Here is a 22867-nt window from a genome sequence, read left to right as displayed (position 1 = left end):
GCGCCACGCCGATGCCCAAAGTGCTCCACGTCGTTACGCGATTGGCGTACAGCGGCGCGACGACCCAACTCGAACGGCAAACGGAAGCGCTCGCCGCGGCCGGTTGGGAGTCGCGTGTCGTGGCGCTGCGTGGGTTGGGACCGGTCGCCGATCGGCTTGCTAGCCGTGGCGTCGCCGTGGAGCTGGCTGGCCAGCGGTTCGGGTCGGACCCGATCGCCTACACCCGGTTGCTCCTGTCAACGCGCTGCGGGCGGCCCGACGCGGTGGTTACCTGGGACCTCGACGCCGGACGCTACGGCCTGCGAGCCGCACGCGGGGCGGGAGTGCGTCGGGTTGTCCATTGCGCACGCGGCGGCCCCGGCCGAGCCTCGTGGCGTCGAGCCCGCACAGCCGCGCGGATAGCCGGGGCGGCCGACGCCGTCGTGACGCCCGAGGAGGCTGTCGTCGCCGCCTGGCGGGAGCTCTCTTCCGAGCCGTCGCGGGTCGTTCTGCACGCCGACACCGTGGCGGCGCCGGGCGCCACGGTCGAGCAGAAGCGAACACGACGCAACGCGTTCGCCGAAGAGTTGGGCGCGCCCGCCGAGACGAAATGGATCGCCGCGGTCGGACCGTTGAAACCGGGCAAGCGGCTCAAGGAGCTGCTGTGGGCGATCGACCTGCTGCGGCTCACCAGCGAGGTGCGGCTGCTGGTCGTTGGCGCCGGGCCGCAGCTCGGCGCGTTGCGGCGTTTCGCCCATCAGCTGCGCGTGGCCGACGAAATAGTGTTCGTCGGTCCGCGCGACGACTGGCCCGCCCTGCTCAGCGCTTGCGACATGCTGTGGTGCGCCCGGCGCCGGGCGCAGCCCACGCCCGTGCTCGAGTCGCTCGCTGCCGGGACTCCCGTCGTGGCGAGCCCCGGATCGAACGCCCTAATCAGCGCGGCCGAGCAGCCGCCGCCGCCGGGGCTCGTGCGGGTCGCGCCCGACGACCGCACCGCGCGCTGCAAGGCGACGCTGCGGTTGTGGGAGCACCCCCCCGAGGCGATCGCGGCGCCGTCGGGCGGAGAGCCTGTTGCGGCGCTCCAATCGCTGGCCGAGCTGCTCTCGGCGAGTCGGCCCCGCGGGGCTCAGCTCGCCGTTTCGTAGCGACGTGCGCTGGCCAAGCGGAAATACGAGGTGTCGACCACGGGCGGCGCCCAGGCCGCGTTCGGGTCGTCCGGCAGGTCCTTGCCGATGAACCGCCGGCGGCGCTCGCTGCCGGTCCATCCCGAACGGATCGACGCGCAGGCGTGGGCGATTTCGCCGGGGGAAGGGAGATAGTCAATGCGGCGAGACTCGCCCGCGTTGTACGCTTCCTCAACGACCCTGGAGTCGTCGAGGTCGATTTGGTTGTCGGTTGCTTGCACGGTGCTTCGGATCCTCCCGGAGTGCGGAACGCTTTCGTGAGCTGCGGTCGACGGTCGAATTGTGCGAAAAGGGATCGGCGCCGAATGGCAGGTTGAAAGCGACATGGGTTGTGCCGGCGCCGATCCCCTGTCCGCTTGGTGTTGTTTCAACGCGAGCGAGTATCAACAGCGAACGTGAGGATCGTGTGAGGATCATGCGAATAAATCGTGACCCCTGCGCCGCTCGGCTAGGGGGCGTAGCCACAAGGCCTGGGGAGGCCGAACGCCTCGGCGCGGCTGGCCGTGGCGCAACCAACGCCCCGCCAACCGATTGCGCCGAAACGGCGCGGCGCGAGCCGTCTGTCCGTCGGCGGCGAGAACCGATAGAATCGAACCCATCGCCTGCCAAGAGGCTCTTTTTCTTGCACGCTCTTCCCTGAGTATTAACACCTATGGGGGGGCGCCTTTTCGACGGATCTGAGGGGATGCGACGGCCATGAAGGACGTTCTTGCTGTGGTGCTCGCCGGTGGTAAAGGCTCGAGACTCGAGCCGCTCACCCGTGACCGGGCCAAGCCGGCCGTGCCGTTTGGCGGCGGCTACCGGATTATCGATTTCACGCTGTCCAACTGCCTGAACAGCGGCATCCGGCGTGTGCTGCTGCTCACGCAGTACAAAGCGATGAGCCTCGACCGGCACATCACGCTCGGCTGGCGAGGCTACTTCTGCCGCGAGCTGGGCGAGTTTGTCGACGTCGTGCCGCCGCAGCAGCGGATCGACGAGAAGTGGTACCAGGGCACCGCCGACGCCGTTTACCAGAACATCTACACGCTCGAGAAAGAGCGTCCCAAGCACGTGGTGATCCTCGCCGGCGATCACATCTACAAGATGGACTACGAGAAGATGGTCGCCGCGCACGAGGCGAGCGGGGCCGACCTGACGATCGGCGCCCTGCGCGTCACGAAGGAGGAGGCCACCCAGTTCGGCGTGATGCAGGTCGACAAGTCGAACCGCATCGTCGGGTTCCAGGAGAAGCCGGCCAACCCCGAGCCGGCGCCCGGCGACCCCGACCACTGCCTCGCGTCGATGGGCATCTACGTCTTCAACTCCCACTTCTTGTTCGACGAGCTCTGCAAGGACGCCGCGCTGCCCGATTCGGCGCACGACTTCGGCAAGAACATCATCCCGGCGAACATCGCCGACCGCAAAGTGATGGCGTTCCCGTTCAAGGACGAGAACGGCAAGAGCGACGCCTACTGGCGCGACGTCGGCACGATCGACGCCTACTACGAGGCGAACCTCGAGCTCACCAACGTCGAACCGCAGCTGAACCTCTACGACGACCACTGGCCGGTCCGTTCCTTCCAGCCGAACCTGCCGCCCGCCAAGTTCGTGTTCGACAACGACCAGGGCGAGGCGGGCCCGCGTCGCGGTGAGGCGGTCGACAGCATCGTCTCGAGCGGCGCCATCCTCTCGGGCGGCAAGGCCGTCAAGTGCGTCATCGGCCACGGCGCCCGGGTGAACAGCTACGCCTCGGTCGAGGAGTCGATCTTGTTCTCGCGCGTGAACATCGGCCGCCGCTCGAAGATCCGCCGCGCGATCATCGACAAAGACGTCGAGATCCCCGAAGGCGTGGAGATCGGCTACGACCACGACGCCGACCGAGCCCGTGGCTTCACGGTCACGGAGAACGGCATCGTGGTGATCGCCAAGGGCGACGGCGTGCTGCCGATCTCGTAGGCCGCCGGCTCCGGGCGTGCGATGGCTGCAAATCGCTCGGTCTCGCATCCGTCTTGTCGTGCCGCTGGTGATTTGGTACTTAGCCCGCCGCGCCCGGCTGCGCTCCCCTGGGAGTGCTTGCGCCGGCGTCGCTGGCACGATGGCCCCAATCCACCGAGCGATGCAGTCTCAACACCCAACACGCAATAACTCCATCGCCGTCACGCTGCTCGTGTTGGCGGTGTCGTGGCCGAGCGCCGCGAACGCCCAGAATCCCTACGCGCAGTTGCTTGCAGAATTGCCAGCGGAGCAGGCGGTCACACCGGTTGCTTATCAGCCGCAGCTAGCAGACCAGCCGCCTGCCAGCGCGTACCCCGAGACCGGCTACCGCGCGACCCCTTACACGGATACGGCGAGCGGCGCGGCCGCCTACGTGGCGATGGGGCAAGCCACTCCACCGCCTGCTCCACCGGCCGCCGCACCCACGTTGTTCGCCCCTCCCGCTGCGCCGTGGGCGTCGGAAACGATCCCCACGGCCCCCCCGGTCGAGCTCGTCCCGGTAGCCGGGCCCAGCGATCCCGAGGCGCCGGCCGAAGCGAGCGTGACCGTCAGCGTGGTGGAAACGCCCGTAGTTTCTGAAGCGGCCGAACCGGCCGACGAGACGCCCGAATCGACCGCCATCGCCGAGCCGGCCCAAGAGGTCCAGTGGTACTCGCCGACCTATTGGTTCGGGCCAACGCCCTGGGACTCCGGCTACGAGATCGGCCTGAACGGCTCGAGCGGCACGAGCGAATCGCTCAGCATCCGCACGGGCGGCTACGTCAAACGCAAGGGCGACGACTACAAGCTCAACTCGAGCCTCTACTACAACAAAACCACGTCGAACGGCGTCGAGACGCAGAGCAACGCGTTGCTGGACATGCGTTACGACTGGATGTTCTCCGACGCGTCGCCGTGGAGCATCTTCGCGATGTCGCAAACGTTCTACGATGAGTTCCAAACGTTCGACCTGAACTTCAACCTGAACACCGGTCTCGGCTACCAGTTGCTCGACGAAGACTGGGTCGAACTATCCACGCGCATCGGCGCCGGCGCCTCGCGCGAGGTGGGCGGCCTCGACAACGCGTGGGTCCCGGAAGCGAACTTCGGTTTCGATTACAACCAGAAGTTGACCGAGACGGAAAAGTTCTACGCCAAGGTCGACTACTTTCCCGAGCTCGAGGACTTCGGGGCGTACCGTGTGATCTCCGACATCGGCATGGAGATCGAGCTCACCGTGCCGTCGAACGTGAGCCTCAAGATCTCGGCTACCGACCGGTACGACAGCGAGCCGGACGGTGTCCACCCGCACAATCTCAATTACTCGGTGCTCCTGCTCTGGAAGCTGTGAGAGTTGGCGACGGATGTGCGAGGCAGCCTACGGAAATCCGTGGCTGCTTGGGGTAAGATGGGGGTTCGAAGCTGATCCCGCATTCTTGTCCCCCTTCAGGCCCCCACTAGCCATGCCCCGCACCGCCGCGATTCTCTGCGCCGCCTTCGGCCTTCTTCTCTCTGCGACCACCGCCTGTCTTGCGCAAGACAACGACGGCTTCGCGCCGCTGATCTCGGTGGGCGACTACACCCCGCACGAGGAGGGCGAGGGGGGGACGTTCGAGGGCTGGACCAGGCGCGGCGGAGAGGCGAGCTACCACGTCGAGGGCGACGCGATCGTTGGCGTTAGCAAGCCGCACACCCCCAACACCTTTCTCTGCTCCGACCGCCAGTACGACGACTTCGTGTTGGAGTTTGACGTCAAGGTTGAGCCGCCTCTCAACTCCGGCGTGCAGATCCGCAGCGAGTGCTTCGACGAGCCGCAGACGGTCACGGTCGCCGGCAACGACGGTGAGGAAAAGTCGATGCGCATCCCGGCCGGCCGGGTCCACGGCTACCAGGTCGAGATCGACCCGTCGGAGCGCGCCTGGTCGGCGGGCATCTACGACGAGGCCCGCCGCGGCTGGCTCGCCAAGCTCGAGGGCGACGAGCACGCCGAGGCCCGTGCGGCGTTCGACCCGACCGGCTGGAACCACTACCGCATTGAGGCCGAGGGCGACCACCTCCGCACCTGGATCAACGGCGTTCCCGCGGCCGACCTCACCGACGGCATGACCGCCTCGGGCTTCATCGCGCTGCAGGTCCACTCGATCGGCGGCAACCCGGAACTGGTGGGCAAAACGGTCCGCTGGCGGAACCTGCGCATCAAAGCCGCCGAGTAGCCCCCGGCGAGTGACGGCTTGCGATCCGCATAACCCGCGTCACCCCACCCGGGGCGTCTCGTAGGCGGCGGCTGACCGGCGATTTTTTTGCGAGGCGCCGCGCTCTGATCATGCTGGAGGGATGAACATCCGCCAGCAAAAGAACGCCACCCGCTTCGCCGCCACCGCCCTGCTGATCGCCCTTTCGGCTCCGTTCGCGGCTTCTGCCGAGGAATGGTCGCTCACCACCGACTCGGGCCTCGTGGCCCGGGGCGAGCTCGACGACCGCACCGACGCCGCGCGGCTCTGGCTGCGACGTGAGAGCGAGGGGATCGTGATCGCCACCTCGTACAGCTGGGACGAGGTCACGCGGCTCAGCCGCGACGGCCAGGCGGTCGACCTCGACGGGGTCCGCGGCGACGCCGCCGCCCACGCGACCGAGGGACCGAAGTCGGTTTACGAGTTACCCGCCGGCGACTCGCCCCCCGCTGCGGCCGCCCGATCGCACAAAACTTACTACCGCGCGAGCGACCGGCCGGTCGGAGCCGAGATCGTTGCCGTGCGCCTCGTGAACCTCGATCGCGATGTCGAACCGGACGGCTACGAGGTGGGCGTGGCGCTGCGTGGCTCGCGTGGTCTGCCCGTTGCTGAGCGTGGCTCGTTGCGGGCTTCGCTCCGCGCCCGCGTGCGCCGTCTGGGCGAGCAACGCTGGCGGTGGCGTGATGTGGAGAGCTGGTCGCTCAATTTCGCCGCGGCCGACTGGTCGCCCTGCGACGGGGGCGGCGTGGCGTGGTTCCGGCTGCCGTGGCGGCGTGGTTCGCACGACCGCGACGCCTCGCTGCCGAGCGTCGGGCTGCTGAGCGTCGACCTCGGACTGTGGGGCGAGGGGAGCTTCGCCGCGAGTTCGGCCGCGCCGCTCCGATCGATCGGCCCGCTTCGCGACCTGCTGGAGCAAGAGACAGGCGACCGCTACGGCCGCTGGGAAACCACCGGCCCCAGGCCCGCCCGGCGAGCGGGCGACTCGCGTTTCCACGCTTCCGGTTGGGGCGCCGGTGGTTGGGGCGCCGCGTGGGCGCCCGGCGTCACTCCGATCGCCGCGTTCTGAACCGACGCTCCTGGCCGCTTGGCGGCGCGGGGGCTTCGTCCTCGGGGGGGGCTTCGGCCGGCGGATCGGCCTCCTTTTCGCGGCGGCGTTCTTCGCCGCTGCGCTTCTCGACCAGGTAGAGCAAATCGTCGGGGACCTCGATTCGATTGACCATCGCGTGGGCTCGCTTGCGGTGTGGCGGGCGATCCTTCGCTCTGGGTCGACGTGTCCTAACGGACGCTGGGGAGCGTCGCTCGCTCGTTGCTCGGCTGGAACATCGCCGGCGTCTCGAGCGAGGGAGAGAACGAGGCGGGGGGGGCCATCTCGGGCAGCCGCTGTGGCTCGTCGAAAACGGGCGGCTCGTACGACTCGCTGCACGCGACCGGCGGCAAGCGTGTGAGCTCTTGCCGGCTGGCGAGCTTGATCTCGCCGTCGCGGCGCCAGTGGCGCGCTCGGTCCGGCATGCTCGGCTCGTACGGCCGCGGGTACTTGCAGATGGCGCCCTGCGTGAGCGGCTCGCGCGATCGCATCACGTCGAAGTCGTAGCGTTGCTGGATGTGAGCCGGCATCGGCAAGATGTGCGGCACGAGCGAGACGATGATCTCGCGGCGCCGGAGCACGGTCTCGCGTCGCTGGAACAGGCCGCCGACGTAGGGCATGTCGCCCAGCCACGGCACCTTCGACTGGCGGTTCTCGTCGGTTTCTTGGATCAGACCGCCGATGAGGACCCCCTGGCCGTCACTGACGAGCAGGTCGGTTTCGACTTCCGTCGTGTCCTCGTCGGGGGCGTTGGTCAGCAGGTTGATCGCGCCGGTCGAGACCTCGGGCTTCACTCGCATCATGACCTGGCCGTCCTGCGTGATGCGAGGGGTGACGGTGAGCGTGACGCCGACCTCCAAGAACTCGGTGTTCGGCTGGGTCGTGCCGTTGATCGCTTGGCCGGTCAGGTTGTAGCCGAGCCGCTGGCCGATGTGGATCCGCTCTTCCTGACCGCTCAGGGCGTGCAGCCTCGGCGAGGCGAGCGTTTTGGTGTCGGCCGTCTGCTTGATCGCCGTGATGATCGCGTCCAGGCCGGCGCCGTTGATATCAACGAAGAACGTCGGGTTCGAGGTGGAATTGATCGGGCTGGCCGACGAGGCGGACTCGGTCATCAGGCCGGTGGTCCCCGCCGTCACGTTGGCCGACGCCCAGCTCGCCATGTTCTGGAAGTTCACGCCGTGCTTGTCGTCTTCCGAGAGTTCGACCTCGAGGATTTGCACCTCGAGCATCACTTGGCGCGGCGGCACATCGGCCTGCGACAAGTACTCGGCGATCCGCTGGTGATTGCCGGCGTAGTCGACCACGGCGATCGATTCGCGGCTCGCGCGGTTGTCGTCCGGCATGCTTTGGGTGATCCACGAGCTGCCGGCCGGCGAGAGCAACCCGCTGACAGCGGTCTCCACGTCGGTCGCGCGGATGTAGTCGAGCTCGTAGACGATCACCTGCCGGCCCTCGGCGTGGGGGGCGATCTGGGCGGCGTCTTCCATCGAGGTGACGATCAGGATATCGCCGCGGCTCATCCAGGCGTGGCCCGAAGTGGTGATCAGCGTGTCGAGCACGTCACGCCACGGCGTGCGATCGAACGAGGCGGTCACGGCCGTGTCCGAGGATCCCGCGAACACGAGGTTGAGCCCCTGCGTCTCGGCCACCAGGGCCACGGCGTGACGGAGCGAGCCGTTGCGCATCACGAGCGAGATCATGCCGTCTTGCTCGCTGAGCTTCACATCGTTGTTCGGCGGCGTGGTGGGGACCGCTTCGCTCTGGTCCGAGGGCGTGCGGGCGTTGGCCGAGTTCGGCCCGGTGGGGCCCGGCGCGGGCAGCTGGTCAGGAGCGCCAACGCCGCCGAGCTCGAGCAGCCGCTGGACCACGTTGATGGCCGTGGGGCTCGGGCTCTGGGGACTCGGGCTCTGGGGGCTGGCCCCGGGTAGGTCCAGCGCGGGTTGGCCCGGGGGGCTGAGCTGAAGGGTCGATTGGCCGAACGCCGGCCCGCCGAGAATGCTCGCCGCGATCGCCACCAGCGCGCACAGCGTCCCGATCCGCACGCTTAAGCGGCGTGTGACACGGCGCCCTCGGGGGGGCGTCGGCGTGCTCGATCGGGTGGGATTGGCCAAGCGGATTAGTCCTCAGTCTTGCGGTTCGAAAACCAGCCCGCGGGGCGTGATCGCCGTGATCTCGCGTCCCGCGAAAAGGTCTCCCACGCGGTATTCCTCGTCGCCGATTCGGGCGACACTCTCGCCGCCCGAGATCAGCAGCACGGTCGAATCGGCCCCTTGCAACTCCTCGGCCGGGTCGCCCTGTCCGCCTCCGGCCAATGCTCCTACGCGCGTGGCGCCCAACGCAGCCGCCACGTGGGGGCTGTGGAAGGGGTCGTGCGCCGCCGCCTTGTCGAGCGGCGTGTCGGGCCAACGGCGAGGGGGCCAATCGGTCATCGGGTCGGCTGTGTCGGTCGTTTCGGTGTTGTTCGGTGAGGAGGCGGTCGCCCGCGGCGCGGGCCTCGCGCTTGCGGTCGGTTTTTCGGGCATCACCAGCGGCTTGAGCACGTACATCAATACGCTCGACAGCACCGAAATCAGTGCTAGCCGTCCGCGGGTGAGGCCGACCCCCTTGGGCTTCAAAGCGCTCATAGGAGATCCTCCGTACTCTCTGTATCGCGTGGTTTGATCCGGTAATGCAGGTTGAATTGGATTTCGAAGGAATGACGGCGTGGATTGTCGTTCGCAGAGACCGTCAGCGAGCCGACCGTGGCGATCCGCGGGCCTTGGTGAACCCTGGCAAGAAAGTCGCACAGCTCGGCGTGGTTGGCTTGGCCGCCGCAGCTGATGACCACCGAGCCGGTGGCGTCGCGCTCCACCCGGGAACCGACCGCTAGCTGTGTCAGCCCGAAACCCGCCGACGAGGCGTGCTGGCGCAGCTGGCGGGCGAAGTCGGCCTCGAGCGGCGTGTCGGGCAGCCGGGCGAGCGTGTCGCCGAGGGCCTCCTGGATTTCTGATTCGACTCGGTTGAGCCGTTGGTGCTTCTGGTCGATCCCGACCGACTCGCCCACCATCTGCACCAACTGATCGGTCCGCTCACGGTAGTGGCGAGTGTCGGCGGCGATCGGGGCGTAAACGCCACGCCACTCGAAAGCGAGCCCCGTCAGGCAGATCGCTGCGCACACGCCGTTCACGGCCACCCGGCCGCCAGCGGCGAGGCGGTCGGTCACGTTCAGGCGGAGAGCGCCGAATGTCGAGGCCATAGGAATCGTTGGGGGATCGTTTAGGGGATCGTCTTGGGGCGGCGGCGGAAACTCTGCTAGGGCTGGAATCGGCACTCGATGTCGAGCGTTTGCAGCTCGGCGCCGTTTTCCGATGCGAGGCCCGATTCGATCAGCTCGACCGAATCGAGCGGCGGCCGCTTGAGCGCCCGCAGGAATATCTCGGGGTCGAAGCCGACGATCGCCTCGGCTTGCAGCATGAGGCGTCCGGGGGCGCCCGCTGCGACGCTCGGTTGCATGAGCTGCAACTCGCGCACGCGCAACTGGCCGTCGCAGGCGGCGGCGGCCTGGCTGACGCGTCCGAGCAACGTGACTGGCGAGGGCTTGGTCGATAGCTCGAGCACCTCGGACTCATCGGCTAGCAGTCCGCTCAGCTCGGTCCGCTTGGCGGAGGTGGTGTGCATCAGCACGCGGGAAGGCTCGAACCGCGCCTCGGCGGCGAGCATCTCGCGTTGGATCTGATCGCTGCGGACCGATTGGGCGAGGATCGCCATGGCCCCCGCCCCGGCAAGCACAACGAACAGCCAGACCCAGAGGCGGACCAGCCGCAGCGTTTCGCGCCGCAGGCGGTGCTGCGGGGTGGTGAGATTCATGTAGTGTTTCATCGGCCAACACTCCATGCGAGGGCCGAGAGACCGGCGGCGGCCCCGAACAGCGGGGCCGGCCACACCGACGCCTCCTCGTTGTCGAACGGCAAGCTCCACACCGAAGCCTCGGTGCTTGTCGCCTCGGCCACGGCGGGCGCCACGCCGGGCAGCAGCGCGCCGCCGCCGAAGAGCCAGACTCGGCCGGGCTCGAGGCCGGCCGATTTGCCGCGCCAGAACGCGAGGGTGCGAGCCGTCTCGTCGGCGAGGTTCAATACGGTTTCGTCGAGCGGCGAGGCAGTATCGGCCCGCGACTTCCCCTCGGTCGCCCGCCGGAGCAACAGGTCGGCGTCGCCGGCGTCGAGGCCCAGGTCGTTCCTCACGATCCCGAGGGCGTCGCGCAGCCCGACGCCGCGCAACGCGCGAACAAACACGGGCCGGCCCGATTGCACGAGGCACAGCACGGCGCGGTCGTAGCCGATGTCGAGCGTCGCGAAGGTTTTGTCTTGGTCGGCGCCGCGAACGAGTCCGACCGCACGGGCGAGGCACCACGGCATCGCGTCGATCAGTCGGCAGTCCCAGCCGGCGTTGACCACCTCGCGCGCCACGCGGTCGGAGAGGTCGCGGTCGAGCCCGATCAGGTTCCACGAGACCGCGTCGCCCGAGCGCTCGGCGGCCCCGGGCCACCATCCGAGCTGGCAGGAATCGAGCCCCGGCAGGGCGAGCACCGCCGCCCGGCGGCGGACTTCGCTCTCGTCGAGCCGCTCGACCGTTGTGGGGGCTTTGACCGCGGCGTGCTCGCAACGCGACATCGAGACCACCGCCGCCGCGTCGCGACCGCTGAGCGCGTTGCACAACGAGGAGCCGGCCAGCAGGGCGTCGGCCGAAGTCTCTTCGACGGGGTCTTGAGCGGGGTCCGTTTCCCAAGGGCGGTCGCGATCAACGAGCGCCGCGGCGGCGATCGAGTAGCTTCCGCGTCGGCGCGTGACCTGAGCGACCTTCACGGCGGCGGCGCCGAGGTCGGCCCCGATCCAGCCTTGCTTGGCCACGCCTAGCAATGAGTTGAGTTTCGATGGGGTCATCGTCCCGCTCCCCCCACCGAGGAGAGGTCGAACACCGGCAGCATGACGGCGAGCACCACAACCGCGACGATGGCGCCCATCACCACGGTGATCAGCGGCTCGGCGATGCGGATCAGCTGCCGCAGTTGGTTCTCGGCCTCGTGCTCGTAGAACTCGCTGACCAAGCCCGAGACCTCGCCGACGTTGCCGGTCTGCTCGCCCGTGGAGAGCATCTGACGGGCCGCCTTCGGCACGATCTCCGATTCGTTGAGCACCGACGCCATGTTGCGTCCCTGCGTCACCGCCGAGTCGACGTCGTCGAGCAGCATCTGGTAGGCGTGGTTGGTCATCGCGCGACGCGTCAGGCGCACGCTCTCGAGCAACGGCACGCCGCTGTTCGTGAGCAGACTGATCATGCGGCACATGCGCGAGGTGTGCAGCGGCTTTAGCACGCGGCTCACCAGCGGGCTCTCGAGCGCCAAACCGTCGATCCATCGCCGGCCCGCCTCGCTGGTCCAGGCGAACACGACTCCCACGCAGGCCGCCGCCACGAGCGGCAGCCACAGCCACCAACGCACGGTCAACTCGCTCGATACGGCGAGCAGCGCGATCGTCAGGGCGGGCAGGTCCATCTCGTAGTCTTCGAATATCTGGGCGAACCGCGGCAGCACGAAGATCACCAACGACGCGACCACCCCGCCCGAGACGACCATCAGCAAGATCGGGTACGTGACCATCGCGCCGATCGACTGCGAGAGCCGCACCTCGCCGCGCAGGATGTCCGTGATCTGTTGCAGCACGGTCGCCAGCTTGCCAGACGCCTCGGCCGAGGCGACCGTGGCGACGAAGGTCGCGTCGAACGCCTCGGGGTGCTGGGCGAGGGCGTCGGAGAGCCGCGCACCGGCCACGACCGACTCGTTGACCCGCCGCAGGATGGCCGCCAGCAGGGCGTGTTCGCACTGCTCGGCGAGCGACTCGATCGCCGAGCTGAGGTCGACGCCCGAGCGGACCATGATCGCCAGCTGCGCGCTGGCGTCGGCCAGCACCGAGCGGGGCACGCGGCGCCGCACACGGCGTCGCGCCACGAGGTTGTCGATCGCCGCCTCGCCGTCCTGCTGAGTGACTTCTTTCAGCAGGCGTTCGTCGTCCGGCTGGCGCGCGGCCGGATCGTTCGCCGCGGGGGCGCCTCCGAGCGTCGTCGGTTCGAGCAGGGCGGACATGAGGGGTTTTGGATCGGAGGATGGGACGGGGGTGGGCGTCAGTCGAACAACGCGACTCGCGAGACTTCGGCCAGGCTGGTGTGTTCTTGTTCGGCCAGCTCAAAGCCGGCGTCGAGCAGCGTGCCCGACCCCGGCGCGACGAAACGTTCACGGAGATCGGTCGGGCTGGCGCCGTCGGCGATCGCCGTGCGGGCCGGCTGGGTGACGTCGAGGACCTCGTAGATCGCCCGCCGGCCGCGGAACCCGGTGTCGAAGCACTCGCGGCACCCCTCGCCTCGGGAGAAGGCGCGACGCTTCTCGCCCTTGTAGCCCAGCGAGTGCAGGTACTCGGTGCTCGGGTACTCGGGCGTTTTGCATTGCGGGCAGATCGTGCGTACCAGCCGCTGCGCGACCACGCCCACGAGCGCCGCCGCGATCTTGTAAGGCTCGACACCCATGTCGGCCATCCGCATCGGGGCGCTGGCGCTGTCGTTCGTGTGGAGCGTGCTCAGAACGAGGTGGCCGGTCAGGGCGGCGCGGATGGCGACCTCGGCGGTCTCGCCGTCGCGGATCTCGCCGAGCATGATCACGTCGGGGTCCTGACGCAGGATCGAACGCAGGGCGGCGACAAAGCCGACCCCCCGCGTGGCGTCGACCTGCACCTGGTTGACCTGCTCGATCTGGTACTCGACCGGGTCCTCGACCGTGACGATGTTGCTCCTCGCGCTCTTGATCAGCTCGAGCGCCGAGTAAAGCGTGGTCGTCTTGCCGCTGCCGGTCGGGCCGGTCACCAGCATCAACCCGTGCGGCTTGGTGAGCATGCCGCGCACCGTGCCGAGCACCGCCTCGTTCATGCCGAGCTCGTTCAGGTTGAACGTGAGCCGCTTCTTGTCGAGCACGCGGATAACGACCTTCTCGCCGAGCACCGTGGGCATGCTCGAGACGCGCAGGTCGATCTCCTTGCCGTCGGCGACCACTTGGCAGCGGCCGTCTTGTGGGACGCGGTGTTCGGCGATGTCCATCTTGGCCATGACCTTCACACGCGAAACGACCGCCGGGTAGATGTCTCGCCGCGGGGTGAGCACCTCGACCAATTGACCGTCGATGCGGAACCTCACGACGGCCGATTTGCGTCCCGGCTCGATGTGGATGTCGCTCGCGCCCTTGCGCACCGCTTGCAGCATCAGGTAGTTGACCAGGTTGATGACCGGGCTGCCGTCGGCCAGCGTGTGGACATTCGTGATGTCGATGTCGGTCGCGTCGCTACGCAGCTCGAGGGCGTCGTCGTCGAGGTCGGCCGTGACGGCGTCGACGCGGAAGTCGGCCTCGTAGGCGCGGCGGCGCCAGCGGCCGAGCGACGCGCCGAAGGCGAAGACGGGCCTCACCCGCAGGCCCGTGATCGCCTCGATGCGATCGATCGCGTCGAGGTCGTTCGGGTCGTCCATCGCCACGGTGAGCTCGTCGCGCACGTGGAACAGCACGAGCGAGTCGAGCGCCTCGGCAAGCTCGAAGGGGATCCGGTGCACCGCCTGCGGGTCGAGCAGGCCCTCGCGCAGACGAACCGCGCGGGCGCCGAGCTGATCCTCGATGAACGGGAGCAGCTCCTCCTCGCTGAGGATGCCTAGCTCGAGCAGTGTTTCGCCCAGTCGCTGGCCGCTGGCCTGCTGGTGGATGAGGGCCTTCTCGAGGCCCTCGTCGTCGAGCAGGTTGGCGCTGATGAGCCGCTGACCCAACGGCCCGGTGAAGACGCTGGGATCGATCTTGCCACCGCCCGTTCGGGCGTCGGCCTCGGCCGCCTTCGGTTGGTCCTCAAGTGTCGTGGTCATCGTGCGAAACTCCCGACGGCGAGTTTCGTGTTGGGGAACCGCTCGAACCGGTCGCCCACGCCGGTGATGCGCAGCACCTCGTCGAGGAGCTGCCCGGCCCCGGCCAGTTTGACCTCGCCGCCGCGCCCGGCGGCGTGCTCCTGGAGATCGAGCAGCGACTCGAGGCCTTGGCTGTCGGCGATCGGGGCCGAGTGGAGATTGACCACCACCTGCGGCAGACCCGGGTCGAGCCGGCCGACGACCGTCGCAGCGAAGCCGGGGTTCTGTTCGGCGGTGAGCGGACCGCTTGGCGTTACGACCAGCACCGCTCCCTGATGGGTTATGTCGCACATGGCATGCCTACCCGATCGGGAGTGTGAGGGTGAACGTGCTGCCTTGGCCGATCTTGCTCTCGAGCGTGATGTCGCCGTCGTGCAAGCGGGCGACCTCACGCGCCAGCGGCAAGCCGAGCCCGGTGCCGGTCGTGTCGCGCACCCGCTCGTCCGCGCTGCGGAAGAACTTCTCGAACACCCGGGTGTGCTCGTCCTCGCCGATGCCGAGGCCCGTGTCGGCCACGGCGATGCGGAGCTCGCCCCCCTGGGCGGTCGCCTTGAGCGACACGTGACCCCCCTCGGGGGTGTATTTTGCGGCGTTGCCGAGCAGGTTCGTGATCGCGGCGGCGATCTTGTCCTTGTCGAGCTTCATCTCGATCGGCTTGGCGGGCGCCTGCACCTCGAACTCGATCTGCTTCTGCTCCATCAGCGGCTTGGCCTTCATGGCGGCTTCGCTGAGGAGGCGGTCGACCATCACGTTGTGACGCTCGATCGTCAGGGCGCCGACCTCGAGCGAGCTGATCGTCAGCAGGTCGTCGACGAACCGGCCGAGCCGAGTCGCCTCGCTGTTGATGATCGTGCAGAATTCCTTGACGGCCTCCAGGTCGACCACGTCGCCCGTGGCGAGCGTCTCGGAGTAGGCGCGGATGTTCGAGAGCGGCGTGCGCAGCTCGTGGGTCGCGGTGTCGATGAACTGATCGCGGGCTTGCTCGACGAGCTTCTGCTGCGTGACGTCGCGCAGCGACCACAGCGCCCTGCCCGCCTTGCCCTCGGTGAGCGGCTGGCGGGCGACGCGCAGCACGCGTTCCGCCTCGCCCTCGCCGCGACGCAGCTCGCTGACGGTGCGGCGGCACGCGGTGTCGGCGCTGGGGGCGGCGTCGCCGAGCAACTCGACGAGCGATTGGTCGCTGAGCTCTTCGGCGCCGAGCAGGGCGGCGATCGCTCGGTTGGCGAATTCGACACGGCCCGCCGCGTCGGTGACCGCCACGCCGTCGGAGAGCCCCTGCACGATCTCTTCGAAGCCGGAGCGGCGGCGGTCGACCTCGGGCGTCGGGGCGGCGGGTTCGGCCGTGGACTTCTCGCTCAATTCCTCGACCAAGCGGTTCCAACCGAGCGCGGTCGCCGTGGCGGGGCGGAGTCGGTCGAGTTCCAGCCGCTCGGTTTTTGAGGTTCGTGCCGCCCGCGTGAGCTGATCCTGCATCTCGTCGAGCGGACGCGTCATGCGGACCAGCGCCAACGCGCCGATGAAAATCAGAACCAGGGGCGCCAGCACGGCGGTGGGGGTGTTGCTCACCGCCATCGAGAACGCGTCGACGCCGCGCATCTCGTCGACCGTCAGACGCAGTTCGCCGAGCGCGGCGCCGTCGCTCGAGAGCGCCGCGCGGTACTCGTTCTTGTAGCGGCCGTTCGCCCCCTCGTAGCGGATCGTCTCGATGGCGCCCCACTGCTTGCGCTCGCCGACCGGCTCGCCGACCGGCTCACCGACCCGGTCGGGATCGGTGTGGGCCGCGAACTTGCCTTGCGTGTCGACGACCGAGCAACTCTTGGCGTCGACCGACCTTTGGAGTTGGTGTAGCGCGTCGGCGATCCGCTGCGACTTATCGGCGTTGTCTCGGAGCAGGGCGACCTTGACGGTCGCGGCCGTTTGGCCCAATCGGGCCAAGCAGCTGTCCGACACCCGCTGGCTGTGGAGTGTGTAGGAAGTCCAGGCGGACCCCACCAGCAGCCACGCCACGGCGGCGACGCAAAAGAACAGGTAGTAGGCGACGACCCGTCGGGCCAGCGGCTGCCTGCTGAATGGGTTCTTGCTTAGCGGGATCCGCATCGGTGACTCGTCGGAGCGGGGGGTCGGGCGCAGCTCAGGTCGCCGTCGCCTCGCGGAGAGTCTCTTGGACAACCGCCACCAGCTCGGCGGGACTGAACGGCTTGGGGAAACAAGCGGTCAACCCGAACTCGTCTTTCAGTTTCGATAACTCGAGCTCGATCCCCTTAGCCGTCAACAGGATCAGGGGCGTCTCGCTGTATCGCTTACTCTTACGTAGCTCACGGCAGAGCTCCACGCCGGTCATCTCCGGCATTTGCTGATCGGTGATGACCAGGTCGTAGGGGTGCTTCATCGCCGCGGCGTAGGCCTGGCGACCGTCGCGGGCGACCTCGGCGCGCATGCCGCTCTGGGTGAGCACCATCTGCACCACCCGCGCGAGCGCCGCGTTGTCGTCGGCGATCAGGACCGAGGGTTTTTCTTGAAAGTCGGTAGCAGCCATGGCGTTTGCCTAGGGACGGGATAACGCTCTGCCGTTCTTACCGCGAGCGGGATCAAAGTTCGTCGTAGTCGATGCCCGATTTGCTGGCGAGTTCGGCGCTGTAGTTGCAGAAGAAAGTCTGGTCGGTGGAGTTGTAGGCCCAGCCCGCGGTCGGCACGGCGTCGCCGCCCGCAGCGGTCACGATCTCGACCGTGGCGTTCTTCGCGGGACCGACGGGGCAGACCGGGAACGAGCCACGGATGTACGGTTCGATCGCGGCGACGAAGTTGGCGCCGCTGTCGCTCGGCGGCTTGGCGCCGTCGTTCTTGGCGATGTAGATCTCGATCGCGTCGCGGACAATCGTCAGCGTGTGTTGCAGGCCGTTGTCGACGGCCTCGCTCGAGGTGCTGAGGAACTTCGGCGCGGCGACGCCGGCCAAGATGCCGAGCACCAAGATCACGACGACCAGTTCAACAAGCGTGAATCCATTTTTTTTTGTCTTATTCATTTTCATGAGGCCTTGCACAGGTTGCGACATTGCCGTGGGGTCGGGTAGGTGACGTTGAGGCGTCCCTTGAAGGAACGCTCTGTGAGTAAACTGCCAGCAGGCGGGGGCCTTAGTTGGTTAGCGGCGGACCGCTGCCGACCCTCAAACTTAGCTCGCCAAATGCGAGATTTCGCTTGCGTCATGCGGTTTCGCGTTCCCGAAATGTCTTCGGAGCCGCTGGCGGGAACGCGCTACCCGCATCGGGTGGAGGGGTGGCGCCGGCTTTGACAACGGCTCCGTCGCGCGGGTGTGTACGAACGTTGCGACCGGCGCCAAACGTCGCCAACCGCTGCGGTAAGGCGCGATTCATCGAACGGTTACTTCCCTCACAACCGGCTGAATTGATCGCGAGTTTTGTGCGCGAGCGTGGCGCGTGAGCTACTCTTTCAAGGCGAATCGGTCTCAGTCGGCGACCCGCTCGACAGCGGAGCAACGCCGAGGCCTTACTCGCCACCGAAACCAACGACCACCGCGGGTCAGCGCCCCGGCCCCGCCGCCAGCCCCCCTAAGAAGCATGCCTATTTCCCCCATGATCAGTGACGGCTACGACTGTCAACTCGCCTTGGTCGAGGAGTTGAGCGGCGTGCTCGGCGGCGAGTACGACATCTGGGAGCGCCCGAGCCCCCTGCTCGCTTGCCCGTTGCGTGTTCAAACGTTCGGCCCGCAAGGGGCGCGGCTCATCGACGCCTTCGAGTCGGAGCTCGAGAGCCTGCTCCGCGACGCGTCGGACGACGACGCCGCGTGCTTTGCGCTCGAAGACCAAGAACACTCCGCTTTGATTGCGGCGGTCGACCGAGACCGCTCGGCCGTTTGGGTGATCGACCGCGAGGTGGCGCCGATGGTCGAGGCCTACGTGCAGGCCGTGCTCGCGCGGCAGCGTCTGGAAGACCAGTCGATGGGGCTGCGCGAGGAGAACACGGCGCTCGTCGAGCAGGTGACCAACGACTTCGAAGAGATCAGTTTCCTCGGCCGTTTGGCGAAGTTGCTGCGTCTGACCGAAACCTCGCACCAGTTGCCGGAGTTCATCGGCGAGGCGCTCACGTCGCTGCGGCCGATTATCGCCGCGAGAACCCTGGTTTACCTCGACCTCGAGGGCGACGAGCCGCGGGTCACGGCCCGAGCGGACATGGGCGACGAGCTCCGCTGGGACAACGAGACCCTCGAGCTCCTCGCCGCCCGGCACGCCGAGCGGGCCTCGGCCGGGGCGTTCGTGTCGAACGACAAGGCGTTGCACGTCAGCCCCGACGGCGAAACGATCACCTGCTACGTGCAGGTGGCGGTGGCCAACGAGAGCGACAGCTACGGCTACCTGATGGCCATCAACCGCGCCGACGACGCCGCCTCGCGGGCCTGCGGGCCGCTGCTGCGGCTCAGCGAGAACGAGTACGGCACGTGGGAGACCTCGCTGCTCGAGACCGTCGGCTCGGTGGTCGCCGCGCACCGCAGCAACCTCGACCTGGTTAGCGAGAAGGAAGACTTGTTGGTCGGCGTGGTCCGCTCGCTCGTTTCGGCGATCGAGGCCAAGGACTCTTACACACGCGGCCACAGCGACCGCGTGGCGCGTTACGCCCAGCGGATCGCTCAGCAGATGGGCTACGATCAGCCGGCGCTCGACAAGATTTACCTCACCGGGTTGTTGCACGACGTGGGCAAGATCGGCGTCGGCGACGCCGTGCTGAGCAAGCCGAGCAAGCTCACCGACGAGGAGTACGACGAGATCAAGCTGCACCCCGACTTCGGTTGGAACATCCTCCACGGCCTGGAGCAGCTGAGGCACGTCCTGCCCGGCGTGCTGCACCACCACGAGCGGCACGACGGTGCGGGCTACCCCGATGGTTTGCGAGAGGACGAGACGCCGCTCGACGCCCGCATCCTCGCCGTCGCCGACGCCTACGACGCGATGACCAGTTCACGCAGCTACCGCGCGGGGATGACCGACGAGCGCGCGGTCGACATCCTCAAAGAGGGACGCGGCACGCAGTGGGACCCCGAGGTGGTCAACGCCATGCTCGAGGCGCACGACGACATCCTCGCGATCAAGCAGGGCTACTGCCCCGCCGAGAGGATCACGCGCACCGCCCCGGCGTTGGCGCCCACCTGCCAAACAAGTTGATCGGGGCCGCGCCGCCATGTACTCCCGCGACCAAAGAACCGCTCGCCCGCCGCGCTGCGCCGCGTACACGCTCCTCGAGCTGATTGCGGTGATGCTGATCGTTTCGATCCTCACGGCCGTCGTCGCCCCGCGGTATTACGAAGCGATCGACCACCGCGACGCCGACACGGCCGCCCGCCGCATGGCGGCCGACATGCGGCTCGCCCGCAGCGAGGCGATCCGCAAGAGCCAACCGGTTGTCGTCCGCTTTGCCGACGACAGCGCCTCGTACGAATTGGAGGGCGTTTCGCACCTCGATCGTGCTGGGCAATCGAACATCACCACCCTCGGCTCGAACGCGGAACGCGCCAGGATCGGCAGCGCCGATTTCGGCGGCGGCCGCGTGGTCACGTTCGACCCCTTCGGGCGTCCCAGCGTGACGGGCACGGTCACGATCAACTCGGGCGACACGACAAGGAGCGTGCAGCTGCGCGCGGATGGGAGGGTCGATGTCAACTAACCGCACCCAACGCCGACAACGCAGGGCCGGCCACGCCGCCACGCGCCGCGGCTACACGCTCGCCGAGCTGCTGGTCGCCTCGTCGTTGGGGTCGACGCTCGTGGTGGGGCTCACCTCGTCGTTGTACCTGGCGAGCCAGGCGCTCGACTTCGACGACGGCGGGGCGGCCAACCGGCTCGAGGCGAACGCCATCGTCCAGCGGATCGCCCGCGACGCCCGCACGGCCGTCTCCATCACCGAGTTGTCCGCCACCGAGATCACGCTGATCGTTCCCGACCGCGACGGCGACGGCTCGACCGAGACCGTTCGCTACGCGTGGGGGGGCGAGCCCGGCGACCCGCTGACCGAGGAGTACAACGGCGGCGAGGCGATGACCCTGGTGGCCGGCGTGCAATCGTTCGACTTGGGATACGCCGCTCGCGCCATGGCGGGACAAGCCGGCTCGGTCGAGTCGGGCGTGACCTACGAGAGCTTCACGGAGGGCAAGATTGCCTCGAACGCAGATTCGGTTGACGTTCTTCTCCCGAGCGATTCGGCGGCCGGCGACTTGCTCATCGCCGCCGCTTCGGTCGATGGCGACGTGAGCGCGTCGCTGGCGATCTCCGGCGCCGGGTGGACGCCGCTCGTCGTTCAGAGCAACTCCACCGCCGTGACGTCCGGCGTGTGGTGGAAGACCGCCACCGGCGCCGAGCCCAGTACGTACACCGTGAGCTGGAGCGGCGGGCAGCAGGCCTACGCCTGGGTCATGCGATTCACCGGCCAGCACGCCACGACGCCGATCAACGCGACCGGCACGGGGTCGGGGAGCGCGAGCCTGAACTACGTGACTTACTCCTCCTACGACATCACCTCGCCGGCGGTGACCACGACCGCAGACAACTGCCTGATCCTGCGGCTGGTGGCGATGGACGACGACGACATCACGGCCGACGCGCCGGGTCTCACGGGCCACGCCACGATCACGATGGACTCGGGCGGGACCGGCAGCTCGACCGCCTCGGGCGGAGCGGGCTACACGTCGCTGCCGTCGGCGGGGAGCTCGGGCAACTCGGTATTCGAGATCAACGCCAGCGAGCAGTACTACGCCACGACGATCGCCATCGCCCCGGCGGAGGAAGAATGACCCGACGCAAACTAAGCACGAAGCCGGCCGCCCAGCGGCGCGGCATCTCGCTCCTCGAGGTCGTGGTGGCCGCCGCGCTGGTGGGCGCCGTATTGGTCGGGTCGATGGCGGCGCTCGGCAACTCGGTCCGCAGCCGCTTGGCGGCAGCGGAGCAAGCGGCCGGCCCGCTGCTGGCCGACTCGCTGCTGGCCGAGATCATGGAGCAGCTCTACAACGACCCCCAGGGCGTGGCGGACTACCTCGGCCGCGGCGGATCCGAGAGCGCCAGCGAGCGGAGCGCCTGGAACGACGTCGACGACTACACCGGCTGGTCCGCCACGCCGCCGCAGACCAAGGCGGGCGCCGAGCTGACCCAGTACGACGGCTGGACCCGCGCGGTGACCGTGCGGTACGCCGACCCCTTCGACCACGACCAACTCAACTCGGACAACGGCCTGAAAAAGATCGTCGTTACGGTCACGGCGCCCGACGGCGCGGTCACCACGCGGATCGCCTACCGCAGCGCGTGGGGCGCCCTGGAGCAGGCCCCGGCGGCCGACTCCACGGTCGTCACCCGCATCGATCTGTCGCTCGACCTCGACGCCTACGAGGCCGCAACCACCTCGACCCCTTTGCTCAACCATGTTCGCGACCCGAACGAATAAGGCCGGCGGCCCGCGTCGCAGCGGCACGGTCTACGTGGCCGTGGCCGGCGTGGCGGTGCTGGTGTCGATGATCAGCCTCACGGCGATGCACCTCGCGCGTGTCGACCTGCGCCGCTCCAGCACGCTGCGCGACGCGCGGTACGCCGACACGCTCGCCCGTTCGGGTGTCGAGCACACGCTCACCAAACTGCACTACATTTGGTTGGGGGGCGACTGGCGCGACGTTTACGAGAACGGCACGGAGTACTCGAGCGGGGTGGCGATCGACGGCGGCTCGATCGCCTTTAAGCTCGTCGACCCGCTCGACGGCGATCTCGCCAACAGCGATGACGAGCCGCTCGAGATCTATGGCGTCGGACGCTACGGAGGCGCCACGAGCGTCTACAAAGCCACCTTCGCCAAGGGATACAGCCCCACCGAGCTCGCTGCACTGGAAGATGGCGTCTCCACGGCCACGTCGAACGTTTACAGGGACAGCTGGATTGCGCAGTACTTTATCCCCGATCTGCCTCCCGACGCCATCGCCTGGGGCGTCAGCTCGGTCGAATTGATGCTCAGCAACAATGGCTCAGATGACGCCGATATGGACGTTTGCCTCTACACGGCCGACGGCGCTGGCGCCCCCAACGCTGAGATCGAGGCGGTGGAGACGGACGAGGACGACCGGCCTAACACGTACGATTGGGTCACGATCCCCTTCTCGTCGGTCTCCTCGATCCCTCCCGGCACGGGGCTCTGCATCGTTTGCCGGAGCGACGAATCGTCTAAACAGGTCCGCGTTCAGTTCGAGGGCAGCAATGTGACCCAGACAGACGCCCACCTGCTGTTCGGCAGCCAATACGGCTGGGGTGCTGGCGAGACCGACAAAGCGCTGTGGTACCGGGTGCACGGCTTTTACGTCACCGAAGGGGGAACGGACTCCGATTTCGAGATCGTCCCCGGTTCGTGGCGTAAGACGACAGCGGATTAAGACTCGTCAATCGGTCGCCCGCAACGCGCTCACCTAGATGAGCGATAAGAACGGCCATCT

23 protein-coding genes are annotated in these 22867 nt (G+C 67.9%); 10 read left to right on the top strand and 13 right to left on the bottom strand.

Translation table 11 applies throughout. The features are described from left to right. The first annotated feature begins 11 nt into the window (after positions 1 to 11). Positions 12 to 1124: a glycosyltransferase gene (locus Mal64_RS11955; protein ID WP_146400408.1), complete on the top strand. Its 1113-nt coding sequence runs from the start codon at positions 12 to 14 to the stop codon at positions 1122 to 1124. Here the strand turns inward: Mal64_RS11955 and Mal64_RS11950 are convergent. Then, on the bottom strand, positions 1106 to 1384 hold the full coding sequence (locus tag Mal64_RS11950) for a hypothetical protein (protein WP_146400406.1): 279 nt from the start codon (positions 1382 to 1384) through the stop codon (positions 1106 to 1108). The genes Mal64_RS11955 and Mal64_RS11950 overlap by 19 nt on opposite strands. Positions 1385 to 1859: 475 nt before the next feature. Between Mal64_RS11950 and glgC the strand changes: the two genes are divergently transcribed. The 4 genes from glgC (at position 1860) to Mal64_RS11930 (ending at position 6416) form a co-directional block, all read left to right on the top strand. Further along, positions 1860 to 3101 (top strand): glucose-1-phosphate adenylyltransferase, encoded by a 1242-nt coding sequence (gene glgC, locus Mal64_RS11945; RefSeq protein WP_146400404.1) that lies wholly within the window; start codon positions 1860 to 1862, stop codon positions 3099 to 3101. Between the two features lie 160 nt (positions 3102 to 3261). Continuing rightward, complete coding sequence (locus Mal64_RS11940) at positions 3262 to 4470, top strand: DUF481 domain-containing protein (RefSeq protein ID WP_197525689.1); 1209 nt, start codon at positions 3262 to 3264, stop codon at positions 4468 to 4470. 112 nt (positions 4471 to 4582) lie between these two features. Then, positions 4583 to 5332, top strand: coding sequence for a 3-keto-disaccharide hydrolase (locus Mal64_RS11935; protein WP_146400400.1), 750 nt, complete (start codon positions 4583 to 4585; stop codon positions 5330 to 5332). 121 nt (positions 5333 to 5453) lie between these two features. After that, positions 5454 to 6416, top strand: a complete 963-nt coding sequence (locus Mal64_RS11930; protein ID WP_146400398.1) for a hypothetical protein — start codon at positions 5454 to 5456, stop codon at positions 6414 to 6416. Here the strand turns inward: Mal64_RS11930 and Mal64_RS19835 are convergent. From Mal64_RS19835 to Mal64_RS11875, 12 genes are read right to left on the bottom strand one after another with little or no spacing between them, the layout of a single operon-like run. Continuing rightward, positions 6394 to 6570 (bottom strand): hypothetical protein, encoded by a 177-nt coding sequence (locus tag Mal64_RS19835; protein ID WP_197525688.1) that lies wholly within the window; start codon positions 6568 to 6570, stop codon positions 6394 to 6396. The genes Mal64_RS11930 and Mal64_RS19835 overlap by 23 nt on opposite strands. Positions 6571 to 6625: 55 nt before the next feature. Further along, the gene (locus Mal64_RS11925) at positions 6626 to 8545 is read right to left on the bottom strand and encodes a type II secretion system protein GspD (RefSeq protein WP_146400396.1); all 1920 of its coding nucleotides are present in this window, start codon (positions 8543 to 8545) and stop codon (positions 6626 to 6628) included. A 12-nt stretch (positions 8546 to 8557) separates the two neighbouring features. Continuing rightward, positions 8558 to 9058 carry a hypothetical protein gene (locus Mal64_RS11920; RefSeq protein ID WP_146400394.1) on the bottom strand — a complete coding sequence of 167 codons (501 nt, stop codon included), beginning with the start codon at positions 9056 to 9058 and terminating at the stop codon, positions 8558 to 8560. After that, positions 9055 to 9669, bottom strand: coding sequence for a type 4a pilus biogenesis protein PilO (gene pilO, locus Mal64_RS11915; RefSeq protein ID WP_146400392.1), 615 nt, complete (start codon positions 9667 to 9669; stop codon positions 9055 to 9057). The genes Mal64_RS11920 and pilO overlap by 4 nt, the downstream gene beginning before the upstream one ends. A gap of 56 nt (positions 9670 to 9725) precedes the next feature. Beyond that, positions 9726 to 10292, bottom strand: coding sequence for a hypothetical protein (locus Mal64_RS11910; protein WP_146400390.1), 567 nt, complete (start codon positions 10290 to 10292; stop codon positions 9726 to 9728). After that, positions 10289 to 11353 (bottom strand): pilus assembly protein PilM, encoded by a 1065-nt coding sequence (gene pilM / locus Mal64_RS11905; protein WP_146400388.1) that lies wholly within the window; start codon positions 11351 to 11353, stop codon positions 10289 to 10291. Before pilM ends, Mal64_RS11910 begins: the two co-directional genes overlap by 4 nt. Then, positions 11350 to 12552, bottom strand: coding sequence for a type II secretion system F family protein (locus Mal64_RS11900; protein WP_146400386.1), 1203 nt, complete (start codon positions 12550 to 12552; stop codon positions 11350 to 11352). Before Mal64_RS11900 ends, pilM begins: the two co-directional genes overlap by 4 nt. A 38-nt stretch (positions 12553 to 12590) precedes the next feature. After that, positions 12591 to 14357 carry a GspE/PulE family protein gene (locus Mal64_RS11895; protein ID WP_146400384.1) on the bottom strand — a complete coding sequence of 589 codons (1767 nt, stop codon included), beginning with the start codon at positions 14355 to 14357 and terminating at the stop codon, positions 12591 to 12593. After that, a complete protein-coding gene (locus Mal64_RS11890; RefSeq protein WP_146400382.1) occupies positions 14354 to 14689 on the bottom strand; it encodes an STAS domain-containing protein in 336 nt (111 codons plus the stop codon). Before Mal64_RS11890 ends, Mal64_RS11895 begins: the two co-directional genes overlap by 4 nt. 7 nt (positions 14690 to 14696) lie before the next feature. Further along, positions 14697 to 16493, bottom strand: coding sequence for an ATP-binding protein (locus Mal64_RS11885; RefSeq protein WP_146400380.1), 1797 nt, complete (start codon positions 16491 to 16493; stop codon positions 14697 to 14699). A 34-nt stretch (positions 16494 to 16527) separates the two neighbouring features. Beyond that, a complete protein-coding gene (locus Mal64_RS11880; protein ID WP_146400378.1) occupies positions 16528 to 16932 on the bottom strand; it encodes a response regulator in 405 nt (134 codons plus the stop codon). 52 nt (positions 16933 to 16984) lie between these two features. Next, entirely contained in the window at positions 16985 to 17419 is a 435-nt protein-coding gene (locus tag Mal64_RS11875) for a prepilin-type N-terminal cleavage/methylation domain-containing protein (protein WP_146400376.1), read from the bottom strand. Between the two features lie 553 nt (positions 17420 to 17972). Between Mal64_RS11875 and Mal64_RS11870 the strand changes: the two genes are divergently transcribed. Genes Mal64_RS11870 through Mal64_RS11850 form a run of 5 tightly spaced genes read left to right on the top strand, consistent with a single transcriptional unit; the run spans position 17973 to position 22807 of the window. Further along, positions 17973 to 19571, top strand: coding sequence for an HD-GYP domain-containing protein (locus tag Mal64_RS11870; protein ID WP_146400374.1), 1599 nt, complete (start codon positions 17973 to 17975; stop codon positions 19569 to 19571). Positions 19572 to 19587: 16 nt separating this feature from the next. After that, entirely contained in the window at positions 19588 to 20070 is a 483-nt protein-coding gene (locus tag Mal64_RS11865) for a GspH/FimT family pseudopilin (RefSeq protein WP_146400372.1), read from the top strand. After that, entirely contained in the window at positions 20060 to 21193 is a 1134-nt protein-coding gene (locus tag Mal64_RS11860; protein ID WP_146400369.1) for a PulJ/GspJ family protein, read from the top strand. The genes Mal64_RS11865 and Mal64_RS11860 overlap by 11 nt, the downstream gene beginning before the upstream one ends. After that, on the top strand, positions 21190 to 21837 hold the full coding sequence (locus tag Mal64_RS11855; RefSeq protein WP_146400367.1) for a hypothetical protein: 648 nt from the start codon (positions 21190 to 21192) through the stop codon (positions 21835 to 21837). The genes Mal64_RS11860 and Mal64_RS11855 overlap by 4 nt, the downstream gene beginning before the upstream one ends. After that, a complete protein-coding gene (locus Mal64_RS11850; RefSeq protein ID WP_146400365.1) occupies positions 21815 to 22807 on the top strand; it encodes a hypothetical protein in 993 nt (330 codons plus the stop codon). Before Mal64_RS11855 ends, Mal64_RS11850 begins: the two co-directional genes overlap by 23 nt. Positions 22808 to 22867 lie beyond the last annotated feature (60 nt).

The organism is Pseudobythopirellula maris, from assembly GCF_007859945.1.
In the GTDB taxonomy this organism is placed as follows: domain Bacteria; phylum Planctomycetota; class Planctomycetia; order Pirellulales; family Lacipirellulaceae; genus Pseudobythopirellula; species Pseudobythopirellula maris.
The sequence above is the reverse complement of the archived record's forward strand: the minus strand, read 5'-3'. Positions and strand labels throughout refer to the sequence as shown.